We start from the raw sequence: 15,810 nt of genomic DNA, 5'->3' as shown, positions 1-15,810 counted from the left end.
TTGTATTTAATAAATGCCTTCTTCGCCGGTTTTTTTGGCCAGAGCGTTCGTCGCCAGCACCAGAATCAGGCCCACGACCGATTTGAACAGTCCAACCGCCGTGCTGTAGCTAAATTGGGATTGGTTTATACCGACGGAATACACATAGGTATCGAACACTTCGCCGACCTCCCGGTTCATGGCATTCAGCATCAGAATGATCTGCTCGAAGCCCGTGTCCATGAAGTGCCCGAGCCGCAATATGAACAAAATGACGATCGTGCTGCGTATCGCAGGCAGCGTAATATGCCATAGCTGGCGTAGGCGGCTTGCGCCGTCGATTCGCGCCGCTTCATACAACTGCGGGTCAACGCCCGCCAGCGCCGCAAGAAAAATAATCGTCCCCCATCCGGTTTCCTTCCAAATCACCTCGGTCATGATCATCGTACGGAACCAGTCGCTGCTGATCAGGAAATTGATTTTTTGCCCGCCCGTCGCAGCGATCAACTCGTTAACGACGCCGCCTTCAACCGTAAACAGCATATAGAAAATGCCGACTACCACTACCCAGGAAAAGAAGTGCGGAATGTAAATCACGGTTTGCACCAGCCGCTTTAGAGCCTCCTTGCGCACCTCGTTGAGCATCAGGGCGACCACGATCGGCAGCGGGAAGAAGAACAATAAATTGTACAGCGCCAGCACGACCGTATTGCGAAAGAGCATCCAAAACGCCGGTTCGCTGAAAAAACGGATAAAATGCTTCATTCCCACCCAATCGCTATGCCAGAAGCCGCGAAAGGGCTGATAATTCTGGAAGGCTATCAACACGCCCCACATCGGCAAATATTTGAACAAAATAAAATAAATAACGCCGGGCAGAAGCATGAAGTACAGCCAGCGGTCGCGCTGAACGATTCTGCGTATTCGGTTCCGTCTTTCGGCTTGCATCGTTTTCCCGCTGCCCGCTCCTGCCGTAACGGTCCTTTGTTGCGTGAGCATGCCATCCCTCCTTATTCGTGTTGCCCGTCGATTGACTAAGCCGAGCGTAACGAACAAACCGCGGTACCGTCTACAATCATTAGCGAATGAAATGAGCGGCGAGCCTCCGGATAATCATCAGCGAGTGTCGAATAATCATTGGCGGGACTCATGTACGCAGCCCACACGGATAACCGCCTAACGGCTGCACGTTTTCGAAGAAAGCGGCATCGAAAGTATAACTGCGTTTACCGAGGCGATGAACATTCAGCGGAGATAACCTTTCTGAATCGTCAAAAAAAGGCTGCCCGTCAGGTCTTTTACAGACCTTCTTGGACAGCCTCTGGTACCGCATAGAATGGCTCCTACATGTCGCTCAGCAGCGCAAGCTCGTAGCCTTCCTTCTTGATCCCTTTAATGATCCGGTCCAGCGCGTCGATGTTTTCTTCGGAGCCCTGGTGCATCAGGATGACGTTGCCGTCATGCAAATTGTTCATAATATCGTTGTATGGATCGTCCGCGCCGTTCGCACGCGGCTCCCAATCGCGCATCGCCGTCGACCAGAACACCGAAGAATAGCCCATGCCGGAGATCAGGTCGAGCAGGTGCATGCTGTACGTACCGTAAGGGAAGCGGAAATACTTTACGATTTCCTTGCCCGTAATATCTTTATACAGCTTCTCGTAATCCTCGATTTCCTTCTTCACTTCCTTGTCCGTCATCTTGGTCATATCCGTGTGAGTCATCGTATGGTTGGCGACCAGATGGCCGTCCTCGACAAGCCGCTTCAGAAAATCGGGATTTTTCTTAATATTGTAGCCCGCAACGAAAAAATTCGCCTTCACATCGTTATCCTTGAGCGCCTTCAGCATTTTGTCCACGTCGCCGAGCGGACCGCCCGTATCGATCGTCAAGTACACCTTCTTGCCGGTTCCTACATAGATGACTTTTTGCTCCGGCTTCATTTTCTTCGTTTCGGCCGGGAAGTCCGGCACTTGGCCCTTCTTCTTCTTCATGTAATACCAGGAGATCGACTTCTTATCCCCCGAAGCTGCGGGAGCGGAGCTGGCCGCGGTCGTCGGCTTCGGTTCCTGCGTCGGTTTGGCCGATGCAGACGGTGAAGGCGATGCCGATGGCGACGGGCTGGCCGTAGGCTTTTCCGACGGCGCTTTGGTAGGCTCCGGCGTCGGCGCGGCGGTTTTGGCCGGCGTTGTCGAAGGCGAACTTGTCGGTGTAGTCGAAACGGCGGCGGTCGGACCGTTCGTTTGCTTGTCTTGTTCGGTGCAAGCGGTTAGCATCAAGGAGAATGCCGTTACGGCTGCGACGGCAATCATGGATCTTTTCATAGACATTCCCTCCCGTTATCCACAGCTAGTATATGCCCTTGCAGGGTGCATGGCGATAATCGTTACGCTCCTATTATTCGACATTTTTCTTCTAAACCCTCCGCCATTCCCGAAACTTGCCATCCGTAATTCGGAATGGCAACCGAAAAGCAGCTGTTTCCCGCGCAAAAGACCGGCGGAGAACATCTCCGCCGGTCCCGTCAAGCGAGGCTATCATCGATTGTCTTGAGCTAAAAGGAACGAGGCCTGCTCTCCCGCCGTACCCTACGAAGGGTTATGGCCGAGAGCACGGCCGGGCAATCAACCCGCCAAAGCTTTAAACGCTTCGCTCCGGGAAGGCGACTTGGCAAGGCTCATGGCGATCATGAATTGCGCCAAGTAATAGGTGATCATAACTGCGTAACCGGCCCCCTCTATCGGCGAAACGAATTTATTCCAGGCCAGCAGCGAATCGGACAAGAAAAACAGGATTGCGCCTATAACGGCGAACCTGTTTCCGCTAAATACGGCGCACCAGATCATCAGGGAAATCACGATAACGTATACCGTAATCGGCACCCACATGCCGGTATTGCCGCCGGCGACCATGCCCTCGCGAAGACCGCTTAAGAGCCATACGGAGTAAGCGGCGATCGGAAGCAAGGCCAGCAGCCGAAACGGGGAGACGCTTCCGCGCGTAAGAAAAGCCGCCATATATACGAGATGGGCCGCCATGAAAACGGCCACCCCGTAAGTAAACCAGCTTGCTCCTTCCATCAGCAGGAAGCTATCGCCTACCGCAGAGCACGCGAGCCCCGCCATAATCAAATATCGGTAAGCGCCGAACGTTTGCCGTGTCGTAGCCGCGAGCGCAATCATAAGCACGATCGTGCCGGGCTTTAATAGCCACCTCAGAAGCGTATGGTCAGCCGCCATAGCGAGCAGATAACCGATGCCGGACACGAGTATGGCACCGATCAAAATCTTTCGAAACATGGAAAAACCCCCTTTAATAGACGAAGCGGTTCGAACCGCCGGAATCAGTCTACCAAAGGAAGTTTAAAATCCGTATAAGATTGCGCTTTACCGCAGCGCCTCCAAATCGATTCGGGGCACAAGCCCTTCATCGGCGGCACGGCCAAGCAGCGCGCGGACAGCCGCATAGCCGTCATTGCCCAAATCAGCGGTAAATTCGTTCACATACAGCTCGATATGAGCCTTCGCTACCTCGGGATCCATTTCTTGGGCGTGCTGCTGCACGTACTCGCGCGATGCTTCCGGATTCGCCCATGCATACTCGACGGAAGCCCGGATCCATTTCGCGATGGACGCTTGGTCCAGCGAACGGCGGGCGATAATGGCGCCAAGCGGGATCGGCAGGCCCGTGTCCGTTTCCCACCAGCTGCCAAGGTCGGTCATTAACGTTAATCCGTACGACGGATACGTAAAGCGCGCCTCGTGAATGACGAGGCCGGCGTCGATGGAGCCGTCCCGCACAGCCGGCATGATTTCATGAAACGGCATGACGACGATTTCTCCTACACCGCCCGGAACGTTCTGTGCAGCCCATAGACGAAACAGCAAGTAAGCGGTCGAACGCTCGCTCGGTACCGCGACCCTGCGGCCCGTTAATAAGGACGGATCGTTCCCGCCGGTCTTCGTCAGCACAAGCGGGCCGCAGCCTCTGCCAAGGGCGCCTCCGCAAGGCAGCAGCGCATATTCGTTCAGCACCCAAGGCAGCGCCGCGTAAGAAATTTTGAGTACCTCCGGCCCTTGCAAGCCTGCTGCCAAACCGTTCGTAATATCGATATCCGCGTACATAACGTCAAGCTTAGGCGCTCCCGGAATGTGTCCGTGCGCCCAGGCGTGAAACACGAACGTGTCGTTGGGACACGGTGAATAAGCGATTTTCATGCAAACACCTCCGTTAATGCTTGGCTGGCGGCTTCCAGCGCTTGAAGCGCATCCTTGATGCGCCATGCGGATTTGTCCCGCGGCCCGACCGCGTTGGAGACGGAGCGGATTTCCAGCACCCGCAGCCCGAATTCGTGCGCCGCAACCGCCGCCCCGTAGCCCTCCATCCCTTCGGCTGCCGCTCCCGGCACGCGCACTGCCAGTTCCGCAGCGCTCGCCGCGGTGCCGGTCACGGTAGAAACCGTCAGAATCGGACCCATTGCGACCGGCAATCCGGCATGCCTGAACGCTTCTGCAGCCCGTGCAGCCAGATCCTTGTCGACAGCTGCGCGAGAGGACCCGAAGCCAAGCTCGTCCAGGCCGATAAAGCCGTCAGCCGTTTCCGCTCCCAAATCGGCGGCTATGATCTCGCTCGCGACGACAAGCGTGCCGATCTCCGCTTGTCCGGCAAAACCGCCGCAAATACCGGCGTTGATGACCAAGTCGTATTTCGCCGAGGCAAGCGCTCTTGCCGTTCCGACCGCGGCCGCCGCGGTTCCGACGCCTACCGTAAGTACGACGAACGTATCCGATCCGGCACCTGCGGCATGCAGTCCCCGCAGCACCGCATCCTTCTCGGCGTCGACCGAGGTTACGATGAGCACCCGCGGTTGATGAGGCGGCTGCAATCGATCTATGGCATCAGGCAGCTTCTTAATACGGTCAGCGTCCATATGTTCATTCTCCTTCAAATGGGCCGGCGTCCGGCCGACTGTTCCCCCCTCATTAAACCATACGCACGAAATAAATCAACCCGGGTCTGGACCCGCGATAACGCCTGACAGTTGAAATTATTCGTAGCCTGTGCCCTTTTCGTCCGTTCTTACAGCTTCTCGACCGCCCCTACGAACAGCAAAGCGTTTGTCTGCAGGTCCTGGATCGCGAACCAAAACGGGCGATCGACCGTCATCGTGAAACGGCCGTTCGGCGGAGCGGAGCCCGCTTTCATCTCCACGACGGTTGCGGCCGCCGCTTCCGTCCCTTTTTCCGATACGGTCACCTGCGTCTTATGGAGTACACGGTTTATATAAAGCGGCTCGCCGGACGAATCCGCCATCTCGCTAAAGTCGGCTTTATGCTTGTCGAAGGCGTTCTCCATTCCCATGGCGGACAGCGCCTCCTCGAGCCCAAGAGTCGCATCCACATGGAACTTAGGCAGCGCAAGATCGCCGCCGTAGCTCTCAAAGCGCCGTTCCCACCATGCCGGATCGGTAAATAGTTTATTCATTAGCGCCTTGCGGTCGGCATCCGGCCGCGGAAGCACGATGAGCATGCCCATTTGGCCGTCGCCGTACGGGAGCCTTAGCGCTTGGTATTCGTTTTCTTCGTCATACTCGAATCGTCCCTCTTGATGCATCATACCGACTTGTCTCTTGGTGCCGTCAGCCGAGGAGAACGTACCGTCCTTCGTGTTCTCGGCCTTGAACGGATTTGTCCAGGCTGCGTTGAAATAGAGGGCGTTGATCAGCATCAGCTTCGTGCTTGCGGAAACGGGATCGTCGACGATCGTCGGAATCTTCCCTCCGGTCTTCTTGCTAACCCACTTATTGATCTCCTTGCGCACCGCAGGGGCAGGCAAATTTCTCTCCTGGAGCTCCGCTGCATACGATTTCGAAACCGCATCTTTATAAGAGGAGCGAAAAGGCCAGCCCTGCTGCAGCCAAAGCGAATTAGCGACCGACAGCTTGATCCCGGGTCCCGCATCCTCAAGCAGCCTTGTTAGAGAACGTTCCCCCTCGTTTAGTTCGTCCATGGGCATGCCTTCCAGTCGCAGCGTGCGCGCCATTGCCTCCTTCGTGCCGCCCGATGCGCCGTTCATCGTCATCGCGAGCGCTTGCATGACGCTTATGGGCGACAGGCTCACGTTGCTGCCGGGCTTTTCGGCGATAACCCGTTGGGCCAAGGCGAGGCCGAACGTGTTGGTCGCATCGACCACCCCGGCATTCAATTGCCCGGCAAGCAGGTTTCGGTCTCTAAACGTGATTGCCTCGCTCTCCGTCTTGCCGCAAGCTGCGAGCAGCACCGCCAACGCAGCGGTCATAGCTATTTTTTTCAGCATCGAATGAAGGCTCCCTTTTTCCTATTTATGGAGTTAGACGCCGCAGGGAAAGGAAAGGTTGCCGGTGTCTCACCTATATCCGTCTGGTATAGGGTAAAGAGCCGCCGCCCGCTTCCATGTTCTGCGAAAAGCGAAAAACCGCCGAAAGCCTTGAAGGAAGTTCAAGGTCTCTAGCGGTTTTATCGGTTTCAGTCTATTTTGCTTCCGTTTACGACCTCGTCGCCTGGCTTGAAATGATACCCATAGATGCCATCGTCGCCGCCCACATAAACGCTGATCGCTTGCGCCTCGTTGCCGGACGAATTCCAGGTGATGAACATTTGCATCTTCATACTCCCGCTTTTCAAGCCTTCCATATCGACTTCATCGGCATTTGAAGGCTTATAGCTATACCCCTTCTTGGCCACGGTGTTATAGGCCCACACGGGATCCGTACCGTTCATCGCGTCCACCCCTTGAAGGGAAGGCTTGCCGAACATTTGCTCCGCGAAGGTCTGGCTCAAGCCTATGACCGCCGTATCCTTGATGCGCTTAACCTCATCGTTTTCCGGGAATACCGGCTTGATCTTGATCGTCATCCCGAGCGCCTTGGCCGGCAATGGCAAATTTTGCTTCTCGACGATATCGTAAACCGATTCGCCTTCTTTGTTACGGATTTTCGGATCGGCGCCGGCTTTCATCAGCTGTTTGAGGACCGCTTCTTCGTAAAAAGCGTAGGATAACGCGACATCTCCCTTATTGTCAGGCAGATTCGGATCAGCGCCTGCGCTCAGGAGTACCGGAACGGCATCCGGAAACGACCAAATGGCATTCATTAAAGCCGTTCTGCCGAATTCATCTTTGCTGTTCGGACCGAGTCCAAGCTCCAAAAGCCGTTTTACCATCGTAATCGCGGTTTCCGGCTTCTTATTGAGATAGCGCTCGCCCGAATCATTGGCGTTGAAGGAAGCGTCCAGCGCCGCGAACAGCGCATTGTCGCCGCTTTTATTCGTGCCGGACGGATCCGCTTTGCCGGCGAGCAGCGCGTTAAACGCTTCGAGCTTCCCCATGCTTGCGGCTTCATGAAGCGCCGGAACTCCATACTCCGTTTGAGCGTTGGGGTCCGCCCCCTGCTTCAGCAGCTTTTGTATAAGGGCCGCGTCGTTTTTGTAGACCGCATCGAACAGCTCTTCCGATTTCGCGTTACGTACCGCGCCTGACGAAGAAGACGGACTCGTCGGCGCTTGCGGGCTTGCAGACGCTTTCGGAACGGAAGACGGACCCGGCGATTTTGCGGAAGATGCCGATTTCCATAACGAATCGCCCGTTTCCGGTTTATTCAGATTAAGTCGAATAAACTCCAGCGCCTCGTTCAGCGTTTTGCCGCGCATTTCGCGCGAGTCGAGCGCCGTCATCGCCATTTCCGCCCATATTATCGCATCCGCCTTTGCCCCGGCGCCCGTCTGCCGATAAGGCAGATTCGCTTTCCCCCATTCTCCCAAAATGGCACCGACAATGGCGAGCACTCTATCCGGACCCAGCTTGTCTTCCCAATCGTAGCTCGTGACCGCATTGCCGAAGTGCACGGCATCGCTTTTGCTCCGCATCCAGTCAGGGACGCTTTCAGCGGAAGAGACGGACTGCGAAGCGAGCCTCTCGTCGACGAAGGCCACCGCAAAAGATAGACCAATAAAGAGAGCAAGTGAAAAGAGCGCACCGCCCCACGTCGTTCCCCCTTGCCGCCGCAGCTCCTCCGGCTTCTTGCCGGGCTCCGCCTTGAACGCGGCGATCGCTTTTTGCGTCCGGTTGTAATAGTGGGCGTTCCCTCTCAATCCGGCGTACAGCGCCACGATCAAGCCGATCAGCGTGCTTAAACCCGGGACATCCCCTTTCATCGCCCCGTAGCCGGCAAGCAGAGAGAGCGCCAGCAAAACAAAGCCGATCCCGCTCATTTTGCGGTAGTAAAACCAGAAAATATTGAAGAAAAAAGCCGCCCAGTTCCATCCGCTGTCGGTTCCCGGACGTTCCCTATTCCACCGAGGCCTATAATAGCCTGCATTCGCGCCGACAAAGGCTTGCGCCATGCCCGGCTCGCTTGCAGCTTCCGGCGCTCCGGCCGATTGATGCCCGTCCCCTTCGGCTTCAGCACGATTAGCGTCAGCACCGCCGTTCGTTTCGGGCGCCTTTGTTCTTGTTTGCCCTCTTTCGTTCTCCTCAGCCGGTTTATGTGCCGACGCCGGCCCCGCTTCCCCTTTATGAAGCTTGTTTCCGCAGACGGCGCAGAAAAGATCGTTATCGCCTGCTTTTCCGCCGCATTGTGTGCAATACATGTTGTCCACTCCAATTCCTTTACCTATTCCGCCAATCTAGCTGCCCAACTAATATAGCAGAAATATGGAATGTTGTGGTAGTATAATGTGCCGCGTCAGCCGCTTCGTTTGCCACAGCAACGTCTCGCGACAAACGACCTGTTTCCCTTTCAGCAGGAGTCCGTCATTGACGAACGGATCACTTTTTCTCGCCTCTAAGCATCGCGATGGATTGCTGCATAAGGGCATACTCCTCTTCCGTCAGCCTGTCGACGCGTTCGATCCAGCCGCATATTTGCCGTTTCAGATCGTCCTGCACGGTTCGGGGCGCCTCCGGCGGCTCCTCTTCTCCGCGTTCCGGAGCTATGCCCGAAACCGCCGGCGCTTTGTCGCCGCTTTTCTCGGGCATGCCGGCTTGCGCCCCGCCCTTCGAGAAATATTCCATCCAATGATTTGCCAGACTGGCGGTAAACGTGCCGATTAAACCGATCCCGGTCAGCATGAGAAACACCGCGATGATGCGGCCCCCGACCGATACCGGGGAGACATCGCCGTAGCCGACCGTTGTCGTCGTTACGATCGACCACCAGAACGCGTCGCCGAAATTTTGAATATTCGGATTCACTCTGCTCTCGAGCAGGAAGATGCCCGCGGAGCTCCATACCATGAAGACGGCGGCGAACGCCGTCATGATGCGCGTCTGCTTGGAGCTGACGATGGTCCACACTAGCGGCGAAGAACGCATGATGCGAATGAGGCGCACAATGCGGATTAGCCGGGCGAAGCGGAACGAAGAAGAAATCGGCAGCATCGCGATCAGATCGAACCAGTTGCTGCGGACGAACCGGAGCTTGTCCCCCGCTCTCCAGAAGCGAACGATATATTCGACGGCAAAAAAAGCGATGACTCCCCAATCGATCGCATCCAGCACATCCGGCGTGAGCAGCGGGTGCTTTTCGCTGGCGGACAGCAGCACGATGCCGTATGTAACAAGCAATAAAATAACAAGCGATTCATACACCATTTTCCAGGAAACCAAAGGCTGTCGCCTCACCTTCCAAGCTTTTTGACGCCTAGCAACGTTATCTTCAATATATCACAGGCAGCGGGACGGCCGCGGCGATTTTTTTCTCTCATAAATGCATTGACAACCAAGCAGGAATAAGGCAAACTTTGCCTTAAAGCTTCCAGTAATTGATGAAACAAGGAGATGAATTCTCGTGTCCGAGCAAACGAAAAAGATCGATGTCATCAATCTCGACCGGAATATGTCCATTGAAGATGTACAGGACAAAACGCTAAAATGGCTGTCTCCGTTCGAGCAGCCCTTTCAGCTCGCAGGCTTTCCTTGGCTGGCGCAAGAAGGCAAATACCGCCGTCTTCCCGCCGCTCCCGCAAACGTCCTGCCGCCGGCCGTCGATACGCTGGCCAACTGCACGGCAGGCGGACAAATCCGTTTCCGGACGAACAGCTCGCGGCTATCCGTCAAGGTGAAGCTGTCGGGTCCCGGGAATATGTATCACATGCCGGCTACCGGGCAATGCGGCTTCGACTGCTACCTCGGAGAACCGGGGAGCGAGCAGTTCTGGGGTACGGCGCGTTTCGACCACACGAAGACCGAATACGAAACGCCATTCTACGATTGGAAAAAGAAGCGCGAATTTTGCGTTACCTTATACTTTCCGCTGTATCAGGGTGTCGAGGAAGTATGGATCGGCGTCGACCCGGATGCGGAGCTGAGCGCCGCCCCGGCTTTTGCCAGCGCCAAGCCTGTCGTTCTATACGGAACTTCAATCCTGCAAGGCGGCTGCGCCTCCCGTCCGGGTATGGCGTATCCGGCTATCCTGAGCCGCTCTATCCCGCTCGAGTTCGTCAATCTCGGCTTTTCCGGCAACGGAAAGGGAGAACCCGAAGTCGCCCGGACGATTGCGGAAATCGCAGATCCGGCGCTATTCGTTCTAGACTATGAAGCGAATGTAGCTGGTGTCGAGCAAATGGCGGCAACCTTACCGGAGTTTATCCGGATATTGCGGGAAAGCCATCCTGCGGTACCGATCCTTGTCGTCTCCAAAATCCGCTATGCGAAGGACCGCTTCGATGAGGGCATGCGGGACATGCACGACGGCCGCAAGCGCGTGCAGAAGGAAACCGTCGAACGGCTTCGTCGGGAAGGCGAAGCGAACGTCTTTTTTTACGACGGCTCCGACCTGCTTGGCGAAGACTTCAGCGAATGCACGGTCGACGGCGTCCATCCGACGGATCTCGGTTTCCTGCGCATGGCGCAGTCTCTCGAGCCGACCGTGCGCGAGCTCGTCAAGCATTTGCTGTAAGCGGCCAGTAGACCACTATTTCGGAATGATAGGCTGGCAAGCGCATCGTTCCATTGTTAAGCCCCAGTGAGAAAAAGGTCAATCCTCTATTCGGCCAAATATCCCAAACTAAAGAGCTTACGGGAAGGAGATCCCCTTCCCGTAAGCTCTTCGTTCCTCCCTCTCCCCCCTCGCAAAGAAGAAGAGGGAATCCCCCGCCAATCCGGCTGCTATTCCTTATAAATGAAGGGCACGATTTAACGGCTGCGCTTATTCATCATCCATGCCGCGTTCGCGGCAGAGCCGACGACGCCTGCATAATCGCCAAGCTCCGCCGTCTTGATATCCAGACCGAAAGCATACATGCGCAGCACGCGTTTATGGAGCTCCTCCCTCGTCTTGGCCAGCAGACGTTCGCCTGCATTGGCTGCGCCGCCGCCCACGACGATAACATCGGGGTTATAGAGCGTAACCGCATACGACAGACCCTTGCCGAGCATGCGTCCGGTATGATGCATGATCTCCGTTGCGACGGCATCTCCCATATCGTAAGCTCTTGAAATATGAGCCGCCGTTACTTCGCGGATATTCCCGCCGGCCAATTCGGCAAGAACGCTGGCGCGCCCGGCTTGCATCAATTGGCGAGCCTGCCTGGCCAGCCCGGTGGCCGAGGCGACCGTTTCCAAGCAACCGGTCATTCCGCAGCCGCACGTTTCCAGCTCTCCGTCCATCGGGATGTGACCAAGCTCCCCGGCCATTTTACCGGCGCCGTAATAAGGTCTTCCGTCGCATAGGAGTCCGGCCGCAATGCCCGTCCCAAGCGTAACGCCCAGAACGTAGCGATGCCCCCTGCCCGCACCGTACAGCGCTTCCCCCATCACGTACATCCTTACGTCATTATCTATGTATACCTGCATGCCGAGCAGATTTTCCAGCTGTCTCGCCACCTCGACGTCCCGCCAATGCAAATTGGACGAGCCGATGCAAACGCCCCGGTCCGGGTCGACAAGACCCGGGACGCCCGCGCCGACCGCTTCGATATCGGCAAGCTTGAGTCCGTTTCGGACGATGAGCAGCCGTACGCCTTCCGCAATCTTGCGAAGCACGTCATCGCTTCCCCGATGAGCTTCCGTGGGTTCCTTCAATACGTCTACAATTTTGCTGGCTCCGCCGATGAGGCCATATACGATATTCGTCCCGCCTAGATCGATTCCGATCCGATACCCCATGTCTGGCCCTCCTTATCCGGTTGACTCGTCTTGGTTGCCGCTGCAGCGAGCTCGCGCTGCAGCGTACCCTTATCATAAGCCAGCTCATTTTGGGACAAAAGAATCATTTTTTACTCCTTATGACGAATTTGCAGCTTTTTCGTAATTCGATGACAATAACCGTAAAAGCGATATAGAGCGACACGGTATTCCGATTAAGCTCCGCTATCTCCTGAAGACCCCGCTGCTTCTAAGCCTTCAGGTATCGGAAGAGGGAGCCCGGCTTCTTAAATAGTTCCGCACGACGAAAGGATGCTCGCCGGCGAAAGAGACGGTTCGGATCTCATAGGGCAGCTTCCCGTACTGCCAATCCGGCACGTCGCCGTTATTAATTATATTGACATCGTTTCTCCGGCTGTCGTTATATTTGATTCGGCTGCCGAGTCCGTAATGATAGTGATAGGCGGGAACATCGACACGCCGGGGCGGCAAATGCCAAATCGATCTTCCGTCCTCGAGGAGCAAGGTGCAGTGATGCTTCATGTCGTTGTAGCGAATGCCGATATGGTGGCGAAACATCCGGAGAATATCGACGGACCAATGCTCGTCGCCCGGTGCGTTGACTCTTACGGTGCCGATGTCTCCCCAGAAACAGATAAATGGAAAGCGGTAAGCGTCCGCATGCTCGTTGCTCATCAGCTCCGGGAGCATCTCGCGGATCCGGTCGTCGAACATTTCATCCGCATCCAAATTGATAATCCAGTCGCCGGTAGCCTGCTCGATCAGAAAATTGCGGACCGCATGCTCGTTCCACGCCTCCGTGTAGGGCTGGCCCGTTTGCGGCATCGAAAATACGCGAATATCGCACTTGCCCATGCCCCGAAACCGTTCGATCGTCTCCAGCGTGCCGTCCGTGCTTCCGCCGTCGACGATCAGGATTTCATCGGCGAACGCGGATACCGACTCCAGATAGAGCGGCATGAAGAAGGATTCGTTTAACACCGGAACGATTGCGGACAACCTCATGCTTGATCCCCCTTGTCCTTTTAGTCAGCTGCGCCGTGTGGGTTACGAATAGGCCTGCCCGCCCATTTCCGGTCGAAATAGTCCCGGCTGTCGTTCCAATGCTTGCTGATCATGTCCGAGCGCAGCGGCGTGTTGTTCTCGTATTCATGGTAAATGAGGCTTTGCGGACAATAGACAACACGGTAACCGTTATGAAGCGCTTGAAAGCAGTAATCGGTCTCCTCGAAGTAGAAAAAATAGTTTTCGTCCATAAGACCAAGCCGGCCGGTAAGCTCGCGCTTCATCAGAAAACAAGCGCCGTTGATCACCATGCAGTCGCGCGTCTCCTCAAGCAATCCCTGCCGATTTTGCTCCATAAAGGAAGGCATCGTCCAATTCCAGTCCGTTCCGGTGCTTACGAGCTGATTATGCCGGTTTATCATTTTCGGACCGACTAAGGCCACTTTCTCGTCGCCCAATAAGCAATCGAGCAGCGGCTCCAGCCACCCCTCCGTAACCTTCGTATCGGCATTCATAACGGCGATCACGTCGCCCGAACCGGCCCGTATTCCCCGATTGGCCGCTTTCGCATAGCCGGCGTTTTCGCCGTTTGCCAGGATGATCGCGTTTGGGAAGGAAGACGCTTCGCGAAGCGTACCGTCCTCGCTTCCGTTATCGATTACGAACACCGTTTTGGGATCCGGCGTGTAACGGAAGATCGACTCCAAGCACGGCCCGATCACGGCTTCCGAATGATAAGTCACAATGACGAAATCCACATGCATGCGTACTGCCTCCTATTCGCCGCCTGCCTGCATCCTTATCCGTTCAGAACGGCGACTTGTCATACCCTTTAATCGTCCTCTGATAGAAGAGAAAGCTTTCCGCAACGCCCGGCAAACTTCCCTGCGGAATCGGCTGAAAGCTCGCGATGGCGCTCTCATATAAGCGCTCCAGCTCGGCAACGTGACTTTCCACGTTAAAGTGAGTCTCCGCTAGCCGCCGGTTCGTCGCGCCCATTTCGGGATCATAGCCCGCAAGTGCTTCCAGCAGCCCATCGAGCGTGTAGGCGATTCGCCGCTTTCGTCCGGAAAGATTGCATTCGAGGCTTTCCCGGAACGAGCTTTCGGTAAGCATGCCGTCCGCTCCATGAACGTCATACACCATGACCGCCCTGCCGCAAGCCATGCTTTCCATAGCACCCCGGCCTAGAGTCACCACGAGATCGGCGTCGTTGATGTAGTCTTCGGTGTTCCAGACCGTCCGGCCCGGCATGCCTAACATCGCAAGGGTTGCGTTAAGATTACCGCATGCTTCCTCCAGCAGCCGTTTATGCCCGGCCGGAAAATGATTCGACAGCACCAATACCCGCTTGAGCTCCCGGTTGATCGGATGGCGGCTCCTGAACCTTTTGGTATCCACGCAATTATGCACGATATGCAGATTGCCGGCCGGACGCAGCCGTTTCAAATGATCGTATATTTCCCTGCTGACGCAAACGATCGGATCGATGCCGTACATTTCCGCGGGAGGCTGCTCCAGCAGAGGAAGGGCGCCGTGTACCATCAGCAGCATCGGCGTAGACGGAAACAGCTCGCGTACGACCATCGCAGGAATATTATGCTGGGCATGGATAACGTCGAAGCCGCCCGTCTGGCGAAGCCTATAAATGTCGTCGTCGACCGTAATGCCCGCCTTGACCGCTTGCTCCGCCGTTTTCCCGATAAACGGCGCGTAAATGAACACGTCGTGTCCGGCATCTCGCAATCCTGTTGCCGCCGTATACAGATACGTTTCGGAACCGCCGTAATAACACAAATGATGCGTAACGAGCAGTATTTTCATAGAACCACGCTTTGCGAGATCAGCAGCTCTTTCCATTCAAGCAGCGGCTTGCCGAAATCGGACAGCAGATGAATCGCTTTTCCCCTGCGTTCGCTCCATTTCTTTCCGTACCACTCGTAGGGCATATAGTTGGCATAATAGTCGCATGTAGCTTCCCATTGCTCTACGGATATCGATTTGCCGTAATTCTGGCAGGCGAACCGGTTGATGACGATCCGAGAAGGGTCGTAATCGGGATTTTTGGCGTCTAAGGTCTCGAACCGGATATCCGGATACTTCGCTTTCCACAGCATGATGATATCCCTTCTTTCCGGACCGAAGCTTCGGCGAAAATCGAGGAGCGGCCCGCTTCGGTAAGGCTTCGCGTCATCCGGCGTCATATAGGCGTCGAACAGCGCGATTCTGACCATATCGACGGCGTCGGAAGCCGGGGATTCAATAAATCCGCGTATAGCGCCAGTAAAACGTTCATCCGCATCCGCGCATAAAATCCAATCCGGCTTATAGGAATTTGCCAAATGCAGGAGCGAGGCGCGGTGATCCGTTTCGCTCCGCAGCCGGACGGCCGGATTCGGACTCCACTCCCTGTTCCGGATGACGGCGGCCACCTTCGGACATGCCGCCAACCGTTCGAAGGTGCGGTCGGTGCTGGCGTCGTCATAGCAGACAATGGCGTCGCACATGGCCGATAGATGCGCAAGCGTGTCTTCGATAATCAACTCCTCGTTCCGGACTCTCAGCATGCCCAGAAGCTTGGGCGGCCCGGTCACCCTTCCGCCGAACCGTTGCAGCTTTTCTCCGTTGCTGTTCATAACCCCTCGTTCCTTCCTTTACATGAAGTGCCGTGTGGGGAATCCAATG

General features: G+C 55.8%; 15 protein-coding genes. 1 reads left to right on the top strand and 14 read right to left on the bottom strand.

The window, feature by feature from the left end; genetic code table 11:
- Window positions 1–6: 6 nt before the first annotated feature.
- The 8 genes from ACKGJP_RS10445 to ACKGJP_RS10410 form a co-directional block, all read right to left on the bottom strand.
- On the bottom strand, window positions 7–927 hold the full coding sequence (locus ACKGJP_RS10445) for an ABC transporter permease (RefSeq protein WP_409347123.1): 921 nt from the start codon (window positions 925–927) through the stop codon (window positions 7–9).
- Window positions 928–1,322: 395 nt separating this feature from the next.
- Window positions 1,323–2,303 carry a polysaccharide deacetylase family protein gene (locus ACKGJP_RS10440; protein WP_409345592.1) on the bottom strand — a complete coding sequence of 327 codons (981 nt, stop codon included), beginning with the start codon at window positions 2,301–2,303 and terminating at the stop codon, window positions 1,323–1,325.
- 300 nt (window positions 2,304–2,603) lie between these two features.
- Window positions 2,604–3,278, bottom strand: coding sequence for a lysoplasmalogenase (locus ACKGJP_RS10435; protein ID WP_409345591.1), 675 nt, complete (start codon window positions 3,276–3,278; stop codon window positions 2,604–2,606).
- An 87-nt stretch (window positions 3,279–3,365) separates the two neighbouring features.
- A complete protein-coding gene (locus ACKGJP_RS10430) occupies window positions 3,366–4,196 on the bottom strand; it encodes a 1,4-dihydroxy-6-naphthoate synthase (protein ID WP_409345590.1) in 831 nt (276 codons plus the stop codon).
- Window positions 4,193–4,909: a futalosine hydrolase gene (locus ACKGJP_RS10425; RefSeq protein WP_409345589.1), complete on the bottom strand. Its 717-nt coding sequence runs from the start codon at window positions 4,907–4,909 to the stop codon at window positions 4,193–4,195. Before ACKGJP_RS10425 ends, ACKGJP_RS10430 begins: the two co-directional genes overlap by 4 nt.
- 149 nt (window positions 4,910–5,058) lie before the next feature.
- Window positions 5,059–6,294, bottom strand: coding sequence for a serpin family protein (locus ACKGJP_RS10420; protein ID WP_409345588.1), 1,236 nt, complete (start codon window positions 6,292–6,294; stop codon window positions 5,059–5,061).
- Window positions 6,295–6,482: 188 nt separating this feature from the next.
- On the bottom strand, window positions 6,483–8,603 hold the full coding sequence (locus tag ACKGJP_RS10415; RefSeq protein ID WP_409345587.1) for an ankyrin repeat domain-containing protein: 2,121 nt from the start codon (window positions 8,601–8,603) through the stop codon (window positions 6,483–6,485).
- A gap of 178 nt (window positions 8,604–8,781) precedes the next feature.
- Window positions 8,782–9,621, bottom strand: a complete 840-nt coding sequence (locus ACKGJP_RS10410; protein ID WP_409345586.1) for an ion transporter — start codon at window positions 9,619–9,621, stop codon at window positions 8,782–8,784.
- Between the two features lie 181 nt (window positions 9,622–9,802).
- On the opposite strand from ACKGJP_RS10410, the gene ACKGJP_RS10405 reads away from it, so the two are divergent.
- A complete protein-coding gene (locus ACKGJP_RS10405) occupies window positions 9,803–10,912 on the top strand; it encodes an SGNH/GDSL hydrolase family protein (protein ID WP_409345585.1) in 1,110 nt (369 codons plus the stop codon).
- 236 nt (window positions 10,913–11,148) lie between these two features.
- On the opposite strand, the gene ACKGJP_RS10400 is transcribed toward ACKGJP_RS10405, so the two are convergent.
- From ACKGJP_RS10400 to ACKGJP_RS10375, 6 genes are all read right to left on the bottom strand, one after another.
- The gene (locus tag ACKGJP_RS10400) at window positions 11,149–12,120 is read right to left on the bottom strand and encodes an ROK family protein (protein ID WP_409345584.1); all 972 of its coding nucleotides are present in this window, start codon (window positions 12,118–12,120) and stop codon (window positions 11,149–11,151) included.
- Complete coding sequence (locus ACKGJP_RS10395; RefSeq protein WP_409345583.1) at window positions 12,093–12,227, bottom strand: hypothetical protein; 135 nt, start codon at window positions 12,225–12,227, stop codon at window positions 12,093–12,095. Before ACKGJP_RS10395 ends, ACKGJP_RS10400 begins: the two co-directional genes overlap by 28 nt.
- Before the next feature lie 130 nt (window positions 12,228–12,357).
- Window positions 12,358–13,125: a glycosyltransferase gene (locus ACKGJP_RS10390; protein WP_409345582.1), complete on the bottom strand. Its 768-nt coding sequence runs from the start codon at window positions 13,123–13,125 to the stop codon at window positions 12,358–12,360.
- A gap of 20 nt (window positions 13,126–13,145) precedes the next feature.
- Window positions 13,146–13,889 carry a glycosyltransferase family 2 protein gene (locus ACKGJP_RS10385; RefSeq protein WP_409345581.1) on the bottom strand — a complete coding sequence of 248 codons (744 nt, stop codon included), beginning with the start codon at window positions 13,887–13,889 and terminating at the stop codon, window positions 13,146–13,148.
- 43 nt (window positions 13,890–13,932) lie between these two features.
- Complete coding sequence (locus tag ACKGJP_RS10380; RefSeq protein WP_409345580.1) at window positions 13,933–14,949, bottom strand: glycosyltransferase family 4 protein; 1,017 nt, start codon at window positions 14,947–14,949, stop codon at window positions 13,933–13,935.
- On the bottom strand, window positions 14,946–15,761 hold the full coding sequence (locus tag ACKGJP_RS10375; RefSeq protein WP_409345579.1) for a glycosyltransferase family 2 protein: 816 nt from the start codon (window positions 15,759–15,761) through the stop codon (window positions 14,946–14,948). Before ACKGJP_RS10375 ends, ACKGJP_RS10380 begins: the two co-directional genes overlap by 4 nt.
- Between the last annotated feature and the right edge of the window lie 49 nt (window positions 15,762–15,810).

Source organism: Paenibacillus litoralis, from assembly GCF_046244365.1.
GTDB lineage: Bacteria > Bacillota > Bacilli > Paenibacillales > NBRC-103111 > Paenibacillus_V.
This window is presented reverse-complemented; position numbering and strand designations above follow the sequence as displayed.

What these genes read in the sequence shown, in the direction of transcription:
- ACKGJP_RS10445 (WP_409347123.1), bottom strand. Translation starts at nt 927, where the DNA reads ATGCAAGCCGAAAGACGGAACCGAATACGCAGAATCGTTCAGCGCGAC.
- ACKGJP_RS10440 (WP_409345592.1), bottom strand. Translation starts at nt 2,303, where the DNA reads ATGAAAAGATCCATGATTGCCGTCGCAGCCGTAACGGCATTCTCCTTG.
- ACKGJP_RS10435 (WP_409345591.1), bottom strand. Translation starts at nt 3,278, where the DNA reads ATGTTTCGAAAGATTTTGATCGGTGCCATACTCGTGTCCGGCATCGGT.
- ACKGJP_RS10430 (WP_409345590.1), bottom strand. Translation starts at nt 4,196, where the DNA reads ATGAAAATCGCTTATTCACCGTGTCCCAACGACACGTTCGTGTTTCAC.
- ACKGJP_RS10425 (WP_409345589.1), bottom strand. Translation starts at nt 4,909, where the DNA reads ATGGACGCTGACCGTATTAAGAAGCTGCCTGATGCCATAGATCGATTG.
- ACKGJP_RS10420 (WP_409345588.1), bottom strand. Translation starts at nt 6,294, where the DNA reads ATGCTGAAAAAAATAGCTATGACCGCTGCGTTGGCGGTGCTGCTCGCA.
- ACKGJP_RS10415 (WP_409345587.1), bottom strand. Translation starts at nt 8,603, where the DNA reads ATGTATTGCACACAATGCGGCGGAAAAGCAGGCGATAACGATCTTTTC.
- ACKGJP_RS10400 (WP_409345584.1), bottom strand. Translation starts at nt 12,120, where the DNA reads ATGGGGTATCGGATCGGAATCGATCTAGGCGGGACGAATATCGTATAT.
- ACKGJP_RS10395 (WP_409345583.1), bottom strand. Translation starts at nt 12,227, where the DNA reads ATGATTCTTTTGTCCCAAAATGAGCTGGCTTATGATAAGGGTACGCTG.
- ACKGJP_RS10390 (WP_409345582.1), bottom strand. Translation starts at nt 13,125, where the DNA reads ATGAGGTTGTCCGCAATCGTTCCGGTGTTAAACGAATCCTTCTTCATG.
- ACKGJP_RS10385 (WP_409345581.1), bottom strand. Translation starts at nt 13,889, where the DNA reads ATGCATGTGGATTTCGTCATTGTGACTTATCATTCGGAAGCCGTGATC.
- ACKGJP_RS10380 (WP_409345580.1), bottom strand. Translation starts at nt 14,949, where the DNA reads ATGAAAATACTGCTCGTTACGCATCATTTGTGTTATTACGGCGGTTCC.
- ACKGJP_RS10375 (WP_409345579.1), bottom strand. Translation starts at nt 15,761, where the DNA reads ATGAACAGCAACGGAGAAAAGCTGCAACGGTTCGGCGGAAGGGTGACC.